Raw genomic sequence first — 17,404 nt, forward strand, 5'->3', positions numbered from 1 at the left:
GACCTTTTGCAACCAGTTCTCCAAACTATATTCTTTAAGTCCAAGAGCTTTGCGAAACAAAAGCCGCCAAACATACTTATCAGAAAATAAAATTGGTACGCCAATAAAAAAACAAAAAAGCTAAATAATACCTATCTACTAACTAATTATACTTTTTGAATAACTTTTAATTATTTGAATTTCAGAATTTTACAATACATAAAAAATAACATATGTATCATGCGTAAAATTCTATCATTCATAAGACAGGCTGTCATTTACTTTTTCATTATACTGTTCGTGTATGCCTCAGTAAGCAAAATAACTGACTTTGAAAACTTTCAGGTTCAGGTAGCACAGTCTCCCCTTCTGAGTGCCTTTGCAACTATCATTGCTTACGCAACCGTGATCGGCGAATTGATCATTGCAATATTATTATGCATTAAAAAAACAGAAAGAATCGGACTGTACCTTTTCTTAGGAATGATGACGGCCTTCACCGTATATATTTACCTGATATTGAACTACAGCCCGTTCGTCCCATGTTCCTGTGGCGGTATCCTTGAAAAGATGGGATGGACGGAACACCTGTGGTTCAATGTTATCACTTCAATAGTTGCCGCTGCTATTTTATTGTACAGAAACACAAACAAGACTTCCATATTATTAAGCATTGGAACCATAATAATAAGTTCGGCAATTGTTGTATTACTTTTTATCACTTCCGAACACATCATGAAAAGGGAAAATCCTTTTGTAAGAAGATTTTTACCACATCATATAGACAAAGCCGAGTATCTGGATTTGAAAGTAAACTCCTATTACATCGCAGGACTTACGAATGACACCATATATTTAGGAAACTACACAGCACCGCTTTTAGTAACCGCAATTCCATCCGATATGGGTACTAAGGTTGAACACAAGATCAAACTGGATGAAAAAAAGCGCTCTTTCAGAAGTCTGACAGTTCGCGTACAAGGACAAGAGTTCTTCGTCAGCGACGGTACCATTCCTGTTATTTACAAAGGAACTACTTCCAAATGGACAGCTACTAAATACATGGAAGAAAAGGTATATTTCTCCGTACTTCAACCATTACAAAACAATGTTTTTATATTTCGAAGCCAGAGTGCAGAAAACGGTGAGCATGTTTTAGGTATATTAAATGTTAATGACAGTACAACATTTAAACTTTTTGACAATGCGCTACAAAAGCAGATTGACGGGGTCTTTGACACCGACGGACAGCTGGTTACAGATGCAAAGACCGATCAAGGGGTCTACACCTATTATTATCGGAATGAGTATTTAACATACCACCCAGATTACAAAGAATTTAAAGTAGGAAAAACTATAGACACAACAACAATTGCGAAAATTGAAGTCACTACTCTTGCTAGTGGTGAGCGTAAGATGGGCGCACCACCACAGAAAGTAAATTCCAAAACCTATACCTATAATGGACTTCTATATGTAAAATCGGAACTTATGGGTAAGAACGAAGCTAAAAATATTTGGAAGCAAGCAATTATCATAGACGTGTATGACTATAACAAGAATGAATACATATACAGTTTTTACGCTTATGACCACAAAATAGATAAAATCAAAGAGTTTGCAGTAAATGATAATTACTTCTTTGGGCTGGTGGGAAATTCTCTTGTTCGATATATAATAGACAAATAAAAGTTGATTGGACAGCAGGAAAATACCGGATTCATGCAGGGGCAAATTGTTTCCAGTACTGCTTCCTTTCAACAAACAATAAAACGCTATCGGCCGATAGACAGGGGTAACGGTTGAAAACCTGTAGAAAAGAGTAAACCGAAAAACTATTAATATTTAATTATTATGAAATTTAATTTTAAAAAAGCCATAATGCCACTAGCTATAGTAGTGGTTGGCACAGCAGCGGCATTTGCAACTAATGCGGCAAAACAAAGTAGCATTAAAAATGCTCAAGTAATCGGTTACTACTATGATAGTAGTGAAGATATGGGATCAAGATGTAAACCCGTTGAGGTTAATTGTGTTAACTTCGGAAGTGAGATCTGTACAGTACCTTTAAATGGTCAAGTATGGGAACACAGTACTGAAACATTGACCGGATGTACTGATTTACTTTATAAGATCAACTAAAAAAGGGGCTGCTTACTGCAGCCCTTTTTCCATCCATAAAGGTTTCTTATTGTCTTTCAATTTAAAATCAAACCATTGTTTCATCCTGTCAGAAAAATCCTTTTTATTTTCAGGTTTAATTAAGCTATGAGCTTCGTCAGGATAGAGTAATAATATGACTTCTTTATTTAAACGTTTCATTGCCAAAAACATTTTTACCGACTGCTGCCAATCTATTTGAAAATCCCTTTCACCGGTTACCAGCAGCAAAGGTGTTTTAATGTTTTCAACAAAATTAGCAGGAGAATTTTTACGGTATGCATCACGATCTTCATACATTCCTTTACCCATGCGCCATTGCTGTGATTCCATACGCCACATGTCTGGTCGAAGCGTTTCCCAGTTCATTGTCAGGTAAAAGGATTCCAAATCAAATACACCTGCACTGGAAGCAGCAGCCTTAAAGCGGTTTGTTTGTGTTATTATAAAATTGGTTTCATAACCACCAAACGAGTGACCGCAAATCCCTACTCTATCCATATCTATCGGATAAGCTGCAACCACTTTATTTAAGGCAGTTTCCACACTGTCTAATGCAGAAAGTCCGGGTTTTCCTACATTATAATAAATATCAGGTTCAATTACAAAATATCCGTCATTGACATAATCCCTATAATTAAAGCCGGTTCCAGATGGCATTGAAGGATCCTCGTAACTATTGCGGTTCTGCTTCTTACTTTCGTAAATACGAAAAACAGCAGGATAGCTTTTATTTTTATCGTAATTTAAAGGGAACCTTACAAGTGCACCGGTCAACCTACCTTCGGGATCTTTCCAATTCAGGTAGTCGACCTTAATATCTTTCGCATCTGTATCCCACACATTGCTTTGAAATAGCTGTTCTGTTTTGAGTGTTTTTATGTTGATAGACAAAAGTTGCGGAGGAAGATTGGCTTTTTCTTTCAATACGGTTATAAAATAACCTTCACAACGGACCTGACTAAAACTAGCATTGTCCTTAATAATATCCTTTACCTTATAGTCAAAACCCACTAGGGAAATACCTTCTTCCAAGTAATCTTCAGTATGCCATTTTAAAAATAGCTTACCATTATTCAAATTTTGTCTGGAGAAATTCAAATCCCATCCTAAAAATTGATGCCCCGAACCTTGCCATTGTACGGCATACCTTCTTCCTAACTCTTTACCACGAGTAATTTTCTTAAGTTCGTCTGACTTGTAATCATAAGCATATACGTCATATTTTTCCTGTATAATAATTTTATCATCAAAAATCTCCGGACTGCTTAAATATCCTTCTTTCGAATTCTTAATGTACTTAAAATGCTCATTGTGAAAAATACCCCCCGAACCTGCTGTAATATTTTTACAGGTCTGATTACTTACATTAAACAAATACCAGTGACCATCTTTAAAATAAAAATAACAGGGTACATCTTTAAAACCGAAGAGAGGTACGGATGATTCAGTAAAAAAGCCAATATTTTTCTTCTGCCCAGTATTCTGATCGTACCAGAATAGTTCCTTTAGGGGATATTCCCGGGTAAAATCATCGTGCTTGTTAATTTCCCAGGAAAAGATCATGTCTTTATATGCTCCTATCCTGAAATCCACAAGTTTATCCTGTTCTGAAAAATCTATTAATGATCCATCTTTAATTTTTACCAAAAGAAGCTGTTGACTGTTTTCCAAATTCCTAGCTGTTTTTTCAGGTATTCCTTTGGTGAACCCAGACCATATCTTTGGAATACTTGATGTGTTTTCAACCTTTGCCTTTGTACCCAGGGCAAGATATCCTTCCAGAAGTCTTGCCTTGGAAAAAATTGTGTCAAGCTCAAAACCTTTCTGCTCATTAATTCTCTTTATAATGGCTATATTTCGGAGATTCTTCTCATCTAAATGTAATACCTTAATTTCCTGCATATTGTTTAATAATAAATAAGCACTGCTATCTGCAGACCACAAAACTCTTTTAACACGAAAGTTGGTCAGATGTTCGCTTTCCCTTTCAGATGCCAGACGTCCAATCATATCGTACCATATAATTCTATTATTATAACTCGTCAGCACCAGTTTATCAATATTTTCGGACACACTGTAAAAAATAACGTCGTCAAATACTTTAACAGTATCACCAGACATTGTTGTAAGAACAACTTTCGCATTTTTTTTATGATGACAAACAACCAAATCCAATTTCTCATTCCAATGGAAACCAGACACATTATCAACTGAATCTATTTTTCCACTTTTAAAAGTGATACGGTAAAGTTTCTGTCTGTACCTACTCCATCCGATAAAAAATTCATCGTTTAAAACGGTTTGGTTAGAGATATCTTTCAAAGAATACTCCTTCTTACGCTCTAAATCTTTTATGATCATGCTTACGGATACGGATTCCGAACTACTCTTAAAAAATGCAGCTTTCCCTCCAGAAGCCGTGATTTTGTGGTTCACAACCTTCTCGGATTCTTTCTGAATCTTCTGACCATTACTTTGGTATGTAACTAAAATCAGCAGAAAAAGTATTATTTTATTTATATTTCCCATTGCATTACTTTTTTTAATAACCCGTATTTTGAGGCAGCAGGTTAGGATTTAGCAATAGCTCTTTTTCGGGCAGCGGAAGTACTTGGTAATGCTGTTGCCATTGTGGTTTGACGTCAAAAAGTTCATCGAAATTTTTCCAGCGCTTAAGATCATAAAAACGGTGACCGTATTCACAAAAAAGCTCCACTCTTCTTTCCTTCTTCACTGCATTGAGTGCATCTGTATGATTATCTATGTCCAACAGTGCCAGACCTGCACGCTCACGGATTGCATTTACATACCTATTGAAATCCTGCCAACTTCCTTTATGTGCAGCAGCTTCAGCAGCAATAAGGTACATCTCTTCTATTCGCATGATGATCGAGTATTCCCGTGAAGGGGAACTTATACCCTTTTGTTTGTATTTGAATGCGCAAGCATCCACCTTGTCATCGCCCACGAATCTCACCCAAAACTGCTTTCTTAAATCTCCCTGCTCAAAATCTCCCAACAGTTTCGTACTCAGTCGTGCAAAAGGTGATGGCGTACTTTCAAACTGGTATTCACCCGCTTCGATCGTATTTCTACCCTCTGCCTCAGGTTTTAACTGCCAAATAGCACTTTTACTCTCCTTTAGAAAAGTTGTACCAATGGGTTCGAGCATGTAAGTTCCGCTATTTATCAACTTTTCGGCATAATACTGTGCTTTATCCCAATTGTTTTGATACAGGTACATTCTTGCCAAGAATCCCTCTACAACGCTTCGATTTATCCTCACTTTTTCTGATGAAGGATAAGCAGGTGAAACCAATTGTTCTGCAACTAACAGATCTTCGACAGCCTGCACCACAACCTCATTTACCGATTGTTTTCCAATCTTAGTGTTTACCCTATAGTCTGTTGATAAGATGTACGGTATATCCCCGAAAGTTTGGGTAAGGTAAAAATTCAGTATAGCCCTTAATGCCAATGCCTCACCTTTGAGCTGGTCCTGAACTTCGGGTGATATCGTTTTAGATTTCTCTATTCCTTCCAATACGTTGTTTACAAGGTATATCTGATTGTAGGTGTTACTCCACAACGATATCACTGCGGTATTATCGCTCAATACACTGTTTTTGTAGAATCGCAGGTAGCTGCTTTCCTGCGGATTTGTAACTTCCAACTCATCAGTATAGCATCCAAGCAGATAACCGATGCCTACCTTGTTACCTGCAAAGAAGCCCTGATCCCTTATTTTTGAATAGGTATTGGTTAAAGCAGACAATGCCATCCTGTCGTCAGAAAATACGAGTTCCTGATCAATCTCATTTTTTGGTACTTCCACATCCAAAAACTCTTCACATGAATTAAGAATAAATAGCGTGAAAAGTAAAACTGTTATATTTTCAAAACTTGTCTTCATAATCTAATCCTTAAAAATTTATATTCAATCCCATGGCAATTGTTCTTAGAGCAGGCAGAAAACTCCCATGAGTTTCCGGATCACTACCCCAGTACTTTGTAATTGTTATCAGATTAAATCCCTGTAGATTAACGGTCAATGTTTTACCTCTTAACCATTGCGAACCTAAAGTATATTGCAACTGTAAAGATTTCAACCTGATATAGGAACCGTCGATCACTACACCATCACTGGAATTATAATTCTGGTACGCCTGCAAGGCTTTACTATTAGCACCTGTTGTTGGAATCTGGTAACGGGCATCTTTATTATCCTCAGAAAAATAATCTGCCGCCCTTGCGGGCTGATTATTAAAACTACCTAAATAGCTTCCGTAATAATCAGGGCTATAAACCTTTTGTTTCACAAACATCCAATTAAAGTCCAAAGTCCAGTTGCGGTATTTGAAGGAATTTTGAAGCCCCCCGAATAATGTAACACCCAGGTTGACTTTAGTCTGGCGGTCATCTGCGTTTAGAACGCCATCCTTATTAACATCATCAAATTCATAAATACCTGTTTCTTTATTGATCCCAGTGTATTTATAAAGTTTTACAATAGATGTAGGAAGACCAACATGATATCGTGCAGCGTATGTTGATTCTTCCAAATTTGGAAAAGCGATAAGTTTATTTCTAGGAATAGTCATATTAAAACCCGTACTCCACTCAAAATCTTTTCCGATAATATTTGAAGAGCGCAAAACAAATTCCCATCCGCTGTTTTCCACGGTTGCAGCCAGATTTGCCTGAACGCTGTTGAAACCTGTCAAACTAGGCAGCGGAATGCCCACCAGCTGACTGGAAGAACGGTTACGATACCATGCAACGGAAGAAGACAGTCGGCCTTTAAAAAACTCCAGTTCCAAAGCTCCTTCCAATTTTTTATTGGTTTCCCAACTGAAATCAGGATTGAACAGTCGCAACGGTTCCAAACCGGAAACACCATCATATTTATATCTGCTTATCCCAAAAGTGTTCAAGTACTGGTAATCTCCAATCAAATCACTACCAGCCAAACCGTAGCTGATCCGCAGCTTACCAAAATTCAGCCAGCTGCTATCATCAAACAATTTTTCACGGCTGAAGAGCCACGCGGCACCTACCGCTCCAAAATTTCCAAAGCGCTTATCGGGACCGAATCGACTAGAACCATCCCTACGTCCGGTAACATTTACTATATAACGGTCTTTAAGCGTGTAATTCAATCTGGCAAAAGCAGCCATATACCTGTATCTGCTTTCTGTATCAAACAAGATCATTTTAATGCCTGCATTTGCTACATTAAAAATCAGCTCATTAGAGGTAAAATTTCCTGCCTGAAGACTGAATGCCTGCTGTGTACGTTCTTCAAACGTCCCCCCGATCAACGCGTCAAATCTACCGTATGCACCATTCAGGTTCCAAGCCAGTTTAGGTTCAATGATCCAGCCTTTGCGTTTGCTGTCTGATGTATGCAAAACAGATTCGGCACTGGTTCGGTTCAGTGAAGGGCTGTAGATAGTTGAGGGAGTGGTGCGCACCTCATTAAGCGCGTTTTCAAAAATACCACCGTTCACACTCATTATTAAGTTTTCAAGCATTTTATATCTGAGTGTGACATTTGAAATCAGGTCTTCTGTTTCAGAACGATAGATACCATTCAATTTTGCCACAGGATTTAGAAACGTGTTGTTTTCCCAATTTAAGCTTCCTTGATTATCATATAATTCCGGCGCATTTGGAACCAGATACATTTCTTTAGTAAAATCGGCAGACATCAGATTATTTTTCTGACTGGTTTTCATAATATTTATCTGGGTATCAAACTTTTTGTTTTTTGACTGGTGATTTGCATTGATTGAAAAATTTGTACGCTTGTAACCAAAATCACCCGGAAATACCGTAGCATCATTCCGGTGACCGGCACTGAAAAGGTAAGAAGTCTGACCTGATCCGCCCCCCACAGAGAACTGTGTATTCTGAGATACCGCCTTGCCCCCTACAAATTCTTTCTGCCAGTCGGTATAACGATCCTGATTCCAAGTACCATTAACATCGTATGCGTTTGCAGGATATGTTGAAATACCATCGTTCACGTATGCGTCACGGCGCATTTTCAAATAATCATCGGTTTTCATCAAATCCATATAGCCTGCAACCGTACTGACAGAAGTTGTTGATAGAAGTGAAAAGGTGGTTTTATCGGAACTTCCTTTTTTGGTAGTTATAAGAACCACCCCATTGGAACCACGGGAACCGTATATAGCCGTAGCATCAGCATCCTTCAACACCTCGATATTTTCTATGTCCGAAGGATTAATACTGTTCAAAGGGCTAATGTTTCCACCTGAAAAACTATAAATAGATACATTTGGATCAGAGGCAGACTGTGACGGATAAGGAACACCGTCAACGATATACAGGGGCGCATTACCCTCGGTTCGTAAGCTGTTGCGCCCCCTGATCTGTATATCGAAGCCGCCGCCGGGGGTACCGCTGCTCTGCGTAATGTTCACCCCTGCCATACGTCCCTGCATTGCGGCCAGCGGGTTGGCAACTGGTTGCTGACCAATTTCCTTCGAGGTAATCTTTGAAATGCTTCCAGTTCGTTCTTTATCCTTAACGCTGTAATAACCTGCGTTAATTACCAACTCTTCCAAGATATCATCGTCTGCCGTAAGCGTAACGTTTAGTACCTTGCCCGTTACGGCAATACTCTGGGTTTTGTAGCCGATGTATTCAAAAACGACTACTGCATTTGGTGAGATATTTATGGTATAGAAGCCCTGTTCATTGGTTTGGGTACCATTATCTGTATCTTGCTGCCACACGGTTACACCTTCTATTGGTGTACCGTCGGCAGTTTTTACCACGCCGCTAAGAACAATTGTTTCCTGCGCGTGTATTTTGTTGCTGCTAAAAAAAAGTAATAAGAGCAACACCCACATTAGGGGTACAGCAAGTGCTGCAAAAGTAAATTTTTTCATACTTTTGTACTGTTAGTTAATTATTCCGTTTTAATTACTACATCCATCTCCCTGATACTAGTGCCAACTTACCTCAGGGGGATTATTTTTTAATCACTTAAACGGATTTTCTCTTTCCATTAAAAAAATACAAAAGGCAAACAAACACATAACCCCTTCCGGTTTAACTATTGCAATCAACTAACTAACTATTAATATAAATTCTACTTTGGTTTGGAAGTTGTTATGTGCTATGCCTTACTTACAAGCTAACTTTTTTGTATTATGATTAGGTTTTTAGCTGTAAGGTTTAATTTGAACTGTTAGCTTACAGCTATCAGTTTTAAGTTTTTATTTATTCATAATAAGCTTTTTTAAAATTTGGCCGCGCGCGCGTGTCTTCGGAAATTCTTTTCTCGTGATAAGTGAGCTCACGCCAAGATTAAGTTTAATATCATCTTGAATAGTGCAAAGGTTACTTCGGTAGTCCTCATTATTATTCCTTTTTCTTTTGTCGCTCAAAAGAAACAAAACGCCTCGGCTCCACTGCTCGTGGTCAGTCTACGTTTTGACAACTAAATCAAAAAAACTCGAACAAGTTCTCAAACAACTTTTGATTTTACGTTGTCTTCAACTTACTGACGCTCACTCCGCCGTGAATGCCAGTTTTAGATTGTTTCAATTACTCTATCTCGTTTTCTATCAAAATTCCAATGTTGAGCAATGCAGGATTTAAAAGTGACATTATTTTTTCAGCGAGTGTTAAATAGGCGAAATTTCCGTGAAAAGAAATACTGTCTGAGCGCAGCGAGTTTATTTCTTTTAGGAAATAAGACTTAATTTGACCGTTGAAAAAATAGAGTCTTGATTTTTTGGTTCGTTTTGCATCAAGGCAAAATGAACAAAATCCTCACTCAAAGAACAAATAGTTTTTAAATCATGTAAAAAACATTTTTGCAAACGGCGTTTTTACCGTTTGTTTTTAATTTGTTATATTTAACTGTTTTTACTTCTTAAAACACCTATTTTTCCTTTTTTGAATTTTCGGTATTTTCTAACTAAATTGACAAATTTAGAATAGCTTTCTATTTTCGAACGTTTTTTCCGAAAATGTGTTTCACGCTCTATAGTAGGCTTTGCCATATAGTATCTATTTAGTATCCTCGCTGTTGGTAAACCGAAAATTTTTCGGTTTTAGCTTTTGCTAAAATGCTTCGTAAATGAGATACTTTCTCTGTACTTTTTAAAGATAAAAAGTACCAAAAATCTCTTCAATCTTGCCTCATTTTAAAAACGGTTGAACTATTCCTCTGAACATATTTAATCGAAACCGTGTTTCACACGCCGATTAAATTACGCTTCATGCGTCTGTTCAACGATCGTTTTATAAACTAATGGCGCTTAGATTCTTGTGAACAAGCTATTCGGTTTTTAATTAAAAATCCCTAATGCAACATGGAACATTCTGTTTTTACGTCCGACTTTATTTTACAGTATGGAAGCCGTGAAGCTTATGGTTTGATGTACCAATACGCAAAAGGATGTATGAAATTTTAGTTTAAAGGTTAAACGACCACAAAAAAATATATTTAATAAATATTAGTGCCTGTACACAGCACCATAACCGGCAAAAGGTTGAGAAAAAAGCATATGAAAAGGCGTGAAACTCAACATTATCCGTATCAGAGGTACTGGTATACCATTCGTGCAGATAAATGACTGAGCCCACGCCTAGGTCGTGAGCTAATCTACTTATCATCTCGCACGTTTAAAATTACCAGTTTTCTGACACAAGATTCTAAGCAATAGCTTTAATGTTTTCTATAAAAAGTATTGCAAAATTACATGTTTCCATGTAATCGAATTACAAATATACAATTTTTTTTTAATATGTACTATAGTACATAATATTTCTTGTTTTATTTATGTCAATTTGAAGTATGCATGAATCATTTGATGAAATAGAAAGATTTATAATCTCTAAAGTAAGAGAAATTAGAGATTCAAAAGGAATTACTCAAGAGCAACTGTCACTTGCTTTAGGTAAAAATATTAGCTACATTTCTCAGATTGAAGCTACATCCAAGACCGCAAAATATAATATTTCCATGCTTAATTTAATTGCAATTGTTTTAGATTGCTCTCCAAAAGAATTTTGGCCTGAAGAAGCAATAACAGAAAAAAAATATAGAGAAGTGAGAAAAATATAGTAGTAAAACTTAAATATATTTAAGTTTTACTAACTAAAGAAAACCAAACATGAAATATGTTTGGTTTTTTGTTAAAATAAATTTTAACGTTTTATTTTTTTTTGTATGTTTATGCGACTATAGCGAAAAACAGAGTTTTAATGAATAATTGTAGATTAATTTCTTTATAAACTTTGTTTGCTGTTATCCTAATCAACATTGTACATAAATTAAATGAAACAACCTTTACTTGATTTAGTTAACAAAAGCATTGTGCTTGAATATAAATTACCAAATAAAGAATTAAAGTATGAAAAGTCTTGTATAACACATACTGACAAAAATGATGACTGTTATAAAATTGATGATTTAGAAAAATTATCTAAAATAATTTATGAGAGTATTTTGTACTATTCATATGATCAGTATGAATTAGATGGTGGATTTCATCAAGGTATGTTTGAAAATGCTTTTGGTCAAAAATTTAAATTTAATCATAAAGCTAAAGAAACGTATAAACTCAGCCTTGGTTTTTATGGCGAAGCTCTCTTATATTCAATGCTGAAAATTTTCTATAAGAACGATACCTTGATTAGTAGAGGATATTTTTACGATATCCAAAAGAAGACAGAAGTTACAGGTTATGACTGTTTCCATCTTATACAGAAAGATGATAATTTAGAATTATGGTTTGGAGAAACCAAGTTTTGGCAAAATGGTAAAGCAGCAGTCAATGATGTATTCAAAAATATTTCAAAAGCAATCAGTGATGACTATCTGGTAGATACAAATTTTGCTACAATTAGACAATTCAGGGGAAATATTGAAGATAAAACAACTAAAATTTATCAGCTTCTAGAAGATTGGAATAAAAGATTAATAACTAATATGGTTGAAGAATTAAATAATAACAATATTAAATTAGTCTATCCAATTCTGATAACCTATGACCAGCATAAAGATGGCTACAATCATTCAATCAATGAAATAATTACGCACATTAATACTAAATATAGTACCACAAGCTTCCCAAATATTGGAATTGATTATTCAATTTTTTTTATTTTACTTCCAATATCTGATGTGAAGCAATGTAAAAGACAAATTATAGAATGGATAGACAGCAAAGAACCCTTGATGTCGTAATTGCATTAAATCAATTTCAAAATCAAGAATTAGAAAGACATAAATTCCTAGAAAAGGTTTGTGAATATTTTGACTTCATTAAAAGTGAAGTGCTAGACGATGCAGATTATCGTTTTTTGATTCATCTATCGTCAAAGGCGGGAGTACCTCATTATTATGACATTTTACATAAGTTTAATGAGGACAAAATCCTTTTAAGAAATGAAGATAATGTGAAGCTAGATGTCATTTCATCTCTAATTTTTGAATCCACTTTATATACAAACGAAAATTCTAAACTACATCTCTACCAAAAAGAAGTTTTAGACTTTTTTACTACTGGAAAACTAAATCGTTACTTCTTATCTGCTTCCACTTCATTTGGAAAAACCCACTTAGTTTATGAAATAATCAATAAAATGAATTACAAAAACGTAATTCTAATATTTCCCAGCATTGCATTATTGTCGGAAAATTTATCAAGGATAAAAGAGGGAAAGATAAAATTATTAAATGATTTCAAAATCCATACTCTGAGTGATTCGGAAATAAATCCTGAAGAAAATAACATATTAATTTTCACACCAGAAAGGTATTTGTCATATCTAGACAAAAATAAAGAACTTGAAGTAGATTTTATTTTTGTTGATGAAGTTTACAAGATTGACAACAGCTATATTATTGACGATGAAAGCAAAGAAAATGAAAGAGATATTGCTTATAGAATGTCGTTATTTTTTGGTTTAACAATCAATACAAATGTTGATTTATTTATAGCTGGTCCATACATTGATGTATTTGAGAAAACCGATGACAAATACAATCCGTCATTTGATTTATTTTTAGAGGACTTTAAGATTGAAAAGGTTCTTCTTAATGAATATGAGATTGTAAAAGTAAATAAATACTCTGCTGATATTAAATTACAAACCAATTTTGATTCTCTTAATGTTAATTTAAAAGGAAAAGGATCAAAAAAAGCCAAGATTCAAGAATTATTTGATCGTATTCTTTTGCAAAATGAAAACGCAATAATCTACTGTAATACTAAATCAATTGCAGAAAGTGTAGCTCGGGAATACAAAAGAAGCGAAATTTCAACTGAAAATTTTTCTGATTTCTTAAATCACCTAATCACAACTTTTGATGAAAGATGGATTTTAATTAAAGCTCTAAAAAAAGGTATTGGTGTTCACCATGGTGTTGTTCCAAAATATATTCAGAAAGAAATTATTGATTTATTTAATCAAGTAGAAAACAATTTAAATATTTTGTCTGCTACAACTACAATAACAGAGGGTGTAAATACAACTGCAAAAAATATGATTGTTTATAAAAGTAGTAAAGGCGGTGGTCAACATATAAAACCGTTACTAAAATTTGATGCAAAAAATATTGCAGGAAGAGCTGGTAGATTTATGGAGCATTATGTTGGTAGAGTTATTACTCTTGACAATGAATTTTTAGAAGTAATTGAACAAGAAGGAAAGCCAATAGAGCATAAAAATTATGATATTCAAACTTCAAAAAATGAAGTAGAATTTGAAATGACGAAAGCCGAGTATTTAGATGATAGAACTAAAGCACAAATTGAAGAATTAAGAAATCTTCAAGAACAATTTGGAATTCCAGACTACATAATCAATCAATTTAAAGTTATAAGTAAAAGACAAAAAATATACATTTATAAAGACATTTCACAATTAACTCCTACACAGATATCACTTATAAAAAAACTGATAAGTAGTTTAAACTCTACTACCATGAGTTTGGACAAAGATGGTTTTCAAATTGTTTTAGATATCATTTTACCTCAAGTTGAGAGTGAAGCCTTAAAGTATTTAATAATAAACTCATATCTGGATAAGTTTAATCAAAAAAGATATTCAATTCTATTTATCGCATTGAATAAATATATCTCAAGTGGATTTAAAGGAAATTATGAATACTTCTTAGAGAGAACTATTTCTAAAAAGAAAATTGAGTTAGAAAATAAACTAAAAAAAGAATCTGAAAAGATGGACAAAAAATTGAAAGGAATTAATATTACACTCAATGATGATGAAATTTCAATGTGTGTAGACTCTGCAATGAGAGAAACAGCAGAGTTAATTTATAATACATTTAAATATCAACTGGTTAAATATTTAGGAGTGTTTAACTTGATGTATAAATATTTTATATCAAAGATTGAAAACAAACCATTAGAGAATACCTCTGGTATTGACATACTTTTAATTAAGCTTGAATACAATGCATTTTCGGAAGAAGCAAAAATTGCTAGTGATTATGGAGTTCCAAACAAAATTGTTGCGTATTACGATGCAAAAACAACTGAACAAGCAAGAAATATCCAAAACAGTTTTGATTCTTATGAAAGAAGTATATTTGAGAAAGTAAAGAAAATAATAGAAAAATAACCCCCACCGTAACTATTAACGTTTGAAATAAAAGGAGAATTTAGTTCAAGATTCGATGTCAGTAATTCTTTATTCACTATTATTTAATTATCTATATTTTCCATTGTCTTAAACTAATAAAAAGATATTTGCTAAAGTAACATTTTTAACCAACCACATGAACAAAGATAACCATTTCATATATATTAGACATTTTCCTGATCCAAAATCTATTCTGAAAAGAAAAGAGAAAACAAAATCTGAAATTTTTAGAGATGCGATTTTTGTACTTGATACAAACTCTTTATTGGCACCCTATAGTACAGGTAACGAAAACATTGAGAAAATCAGGAAGGTATATGAAAAATTGATCTCTAGTAATCGCTTATTTATTCCTCAACACGTAGTAAGAGAATTTGCTAAAAATAGGTCAATTAGAATTAGCGAATTGTATACGAATATAGACCAGCTCCTTTCATCGATACCCACTGTAAAATCTTTTGAATACCCTATTTTAGGTGAGATTGATGCATATAAGCAGTTAAAAGAATCTATTAATAACATTACGCGCGAGATTAAACACTATAAAAAACATCTCAATAGCTTAAAATCAGGCATTATCGATTGGAATTGGTCTGATCCTGTAACATCTATGTACCAACAAACATTCACTGATGAAATCTTAATAAAATCTTCATTAACTGAAGAAGAGTTAATAAAAGAATATACCAGAAGAATTGAAGATGATATACCTCCTGGAAATAAAGACAAAATGAAGGAGAAAAATGCTATTGGAGATTATGTTATTTGGCAATCCATTTTAGAACTTGGAAAAGAGAAAAGAAAAGACATAATTTTCATTTCTAATGACGAAAAAAATGATTGGCTAGTAAAAGGAAATAAACAACCCATATCGACAAGATTTGAATTAGTTGATGAATATTTTAGATTTACAGGCGGATTTAATTTTATTTCAATTACATTAAATTCATTTTTAGAAAAGCAAGGATTAGAAATAGATATAGTTGATTTTTTTAATAGTTCAGATGATAGATCTGATCTGATTGAAACAAAAAAAGTTTCAACAATTAACACTTTAAGACAAATTGAAAGTTTCATTAATGATTATCTTGAATTAAGGATAATTCATGGGGATGACGTAGTATCTATAGATGAAGAATTACATACAAAAATTAATATTTTCAATGATATATTTAGGGAAGAATATTTTTCAACTAAAGAATGGAGCTATTTAGCAGATTATTTAATTCACTTTAGTAATCTATTATCTCAGATAAAATCACTAAATATTGAAATCATTTATCAAGAGCACCGAATGAAAAGAGACACAAGAACAGAGGTAATTCAGATGGTATCACTATGCAAAGAATTCTTAACCAAATACGATGCTTTTAAACTAATTATATAAAGAAGCTTTACATAACAAGTAGTAGACAATATTAAGAGCTCATTGCTAAAATTAAGATTAGATTTAATACTGAACATCTAAACTTAAATTTTCGATATTTAGAAGACATTTAAACGATTATATTAAATTCCATGAAGTACTTCCTTGATACAAACATATATAGGAACTTGGTGCGGGATATATCTTTAAAAGATATAAAATATCTTGCAAATAAAATTCAAAAAGCTGAAAATGATTTAGGAGTAACCTCAGGTCTTCCAATTGTAGTTGCAATGGAACTTATTAAACACCTTGATGAAACTGATCCTCATTGTGAAGAATGTTTTAAAGCATTATGCTTAGTGTTCGACCATTCTAAAAAATATAACAAAGAAAAAAATTCTTATCATGGTACATTCTTTCCGCCTCTTAACGTAATTCTTCCAAAGTTTTTCTTTAATGAAGACGGTCCATTTTTAGATATCTATAAAGTTATAATTGCTCTTACCAAAGATTTGACAGAAAATTATGACATCAACAATATTAAAAGACATCAAGACAAAATAAAAACTGTGAAAGAACAGGTTTTGTTTGAGAAAAAGGAAATTTTTGATAATCTTGTTTCACATCTAAAAGAACTAAATAATGGTAAGCTAGATTGGGAATATTTTAAAAATAACAAAGTTGCAAGAGCTAAATGGTTTAGAGAAATGACAACAGGTAAAACTTTTACTTTTATTGCGGAAGGTTTTATGATAAGAGCTTACTCAATAGTAGATAGAAAATACCAGAGAACTCAAGAAAATTTTAAACTTTTTTATGAATTTCATGAACAGTTTTTCCCAGCGATTGCAATGTCAAGTTTAATTCTTGAACAAGTAGGTCATGGTACCCTAGCAATTTCGAATATTAATGATAAACGTTGGAATACTGTAATGGATATTTCAATGATGTGTGGAGCAATCTTTAATTCGAAAAGAGATAATATAATTTTTGTAACAGAGGAGAATAAAATGCATGAATTCTTTAAACTTAATGATATGGAAAATCAAATTATGAATTTGAAAGAATACAAAGCATTCTTTTCACTTTAAATATCAATTTTTAAGTTTATACAAATTATTAAAATTCTGAAAGCCTATAAAATTATTTTACAAACTTTTGTAATTAATAAGAGACGAACTAAACGATATTTAAAGTTAGATTGTTTTTGTTATCTATAAACACCTGATCATTTTTTAT

10 protein-coding genes are annotated in these 17,404 nt (G+C 33.6%); 7 read left to right on the forward strand and 3 right to left on the reverse strand.

Translation table 11 applies throughout. From position 1 onward, the window contains the following. Positions 1–219 precede the first annotated feature (219 nt). Both BM253_RS14920 and BM253_RS14925 read left to right on the forward strand, forming a co-directional pair. Positions 220–1,668, forward strand: coding sequence for a MauE/DoxX family redox-associated membrane protein (locus BM253_RS14920; protein ID WP_091525911.1), 1,449 nt, complete (start codon positions 220–222; stop codon positions 1,666–1,668). 165 nt (positions 1,669–1,833) lie between these two features. Then, entirely contained in the window at positions 1,834–2,121 is a 288-nt protein-coding gene (locus BM253_RS14925) for a DUF6520 family protein (RefSeq protein WP_091525913.1), read from the forward strand. Positions 2,122–2,133: 12 nt separating this feature from the next. Here the strand turns inward: BM253_RS14925 and BM253_RS14930 are convergent, their stop codons facing one another. Genes BM253_RS14930 through BM253_RS14940 form a run of 3 tightly spaced genes read right to left on the reverse strand, consistent with a single transcriptional unit; the run spans position 2,134 to position 9,062 of the window. Next, entirely contained in the window at positions 2,134–4,671 is a 2,538-nt protein-coding gene (locus BM253_RS14930) for an alpha/beta hydrolase family protein (RefSeq protein ID WP_091525915.1), read from the reverse strand. 13 nt (positions 4,672–4,684) lie between these two features. Then, positions 4,685–6,055, reverse strand: a complete 1,371-nt coding sequence (locus tag BM253_RS14935; protein ID WP_091525917.1) for a RagB/SusD family nutrient uptake outer membrane protein — start codon at positions 6,053–6,055, stop codon at positions 4,685–4,687. Positions 6,056–6,065: 10 nt separating this feature from the next. Continuing rightward, the gene (locus BM253_RS14940; RefSeq protein WP_245758511.1) at positions 6,066–9,062 is read right to left on the reverse strand and encodes a SusC/RagA family TonB-linked outer membrane protein; all 2,997 of its coding nucleotides are present in this window, start codon (positions 9,060–9,062) and stop codon (positions 6,066–6,068) included. A 1,919-nt stretch (positions 9,063–10,981) separates the two neighbouring features. Between BM253_RS14940 and BM253_RS14945 the strand changes: the two genes are divergently transcribed. The 5 genes from BM253_RS14945 (at position 10,982) to BM253_RS14965 (ending at position 17,256) form a co-directional block, all read left to right on the forward strand. Further along, positions 10,982–11,251 carry a helix-turn-helix domain-containing protein gene (locus BM253_RS14945; RefSeq protein ID WP_091525921.1) on the forward strand — a complete coding sequence of 90 codons (270 nt, stop codon included), beginning with the start codon at positions 10,982–10,984 and terminating at the stop codon, positions 11,249–11,251. A gap of 213 nt (positions 11,252–11,464) precedes the next feature. Then, positions 11,465–12,376, forward strand: coding sequence for a Hachiman antiphage defense system protein HamA (locus BM253_RS14950; RefSeq protein ID WP_091525924.1), 912 nt, complete (start codon positions 11,465–11,467; stop codon positions 12,374–12,376). After that, positions 12,343–14,775, forward strand: a complete 2,433-nt coding sequence (locus BM253_RS14955; RefSeq protein ID WP_091525926.1) for a DEAD/DEAH box helicase — start codon at positions 12,343–12,345, stop codon at positions 14,773–14,775. The genes BM253_RS14950 and BM253_RS14955 overlap by 34 nt, the downstream gene beginning before the upstream one ends. A gap of 157 nt (positions 14,776–14,932) precedes the next feature. Further along, positions 14,933–16,183: a PIN domain-containing protein gene (locus tag BM253_RS14960; protein ID WP_091525928.1), complete on the forward strand. Its 1,251-nt coding sequence runs from the start codon at positions 14,933–14,935 to the stop codon at positions 16,181–16,183. Between the two features lie 131 nt (positions 16,184–16,314). Further along, entirely contained in the window at positions 16,315–17,256 is a 942-nt protein-coding gene (locus BM253_RS14965) for a hypothetical protein (protein ID WP_091525930.1), read from the forward strand. The last annotated feature ends 148 nt before the right edge of the window (positions 17,257–17,404 follow it).

This window comes from Paenimyroides ummariense (assembly GCF_900115115.1).
Lineage (GTDB): Bacteria > Bacteroidota > Bacteroidia > Flavobacteriales > Flavobacteriaceae > Flavobacterium > Flavobacterium ummariense.

What these genes read in the sequence shown, in the direction of transcription:
- BM253_RS14920 (WP_091525911.1), top strand. Translation starts at nt 220, where the DNA reads ATGCGTAAAATTCTATCATTCATAAGACAGGCTGTCATTTACTTTTTC.
- BM253_RS14925 (WP_091525913.1), top strand. Translation starts at nt 1,834, where the DNA reads ATGAAATTTAATTTTAAAAAAGCCATAATGCCACTAGCTATAGTAGTG.
- BM253_RS14930 (WP_091525915.1), bottom strand. Translation starts at nt 4,671, where the DNA reads ATGGGAAATATAAATAAAATAATACTTTTTCTGCTGATTTTAGTTACA.
- BM253_RS14935 (WP_091525917.1), bottom strand. Translation starts at nt 6,055, where the DNA reads ATGAAGACAAGTTTTGAAAATATAACAGTTTTACTTTTCACGCTATTT.
- BM253_RS14940 (WP_245758511.1), bottom strand. Translation starts at nt 9,062, where the DNA reads ATGAAAAAATTTACTTTTGCAGCACTTGCTGTACCCCTAATGTGGGTG.
- BM253_RS14945 (WP_091525921.1), top strand. Translation starts at nt 10,982, where the DNA reads ATGCATGAATCATTTGATGAAATAGAAAGATTTATAATCTCTAAAGTA.
- BM253_RS14950 (WP_091525924.1), top strand. Translation starts at nt 11,465, where the DNA reads ATGAAACAACCTTTACTTGATTTAGTTAACAAAAGCATTGTGCTTGAA.
- BM253_RS14955 (WP_091525926.1), top strand. Translation starts at nt 12,343, where the DNA reads ATGGATAGACAGCAAAGAACCCTTGATGTCGTAATTGCATTAAATCAA.
- BM253_RS14960 (WP_091525928.1), top strand. Translation starts at nt 14,933, where the DNA reads ATGAACAAAGATAACCATTTCATATATATTAGACATTTTCCTGATCCA.
- BM253_RS14965 (WP_091525930.1), top strand. Translation starts at nt 16,315, where the DNA reads ATGAAGTACTTCCTTGATACAAACATATATAGGAACTTGGTGCGGGAT.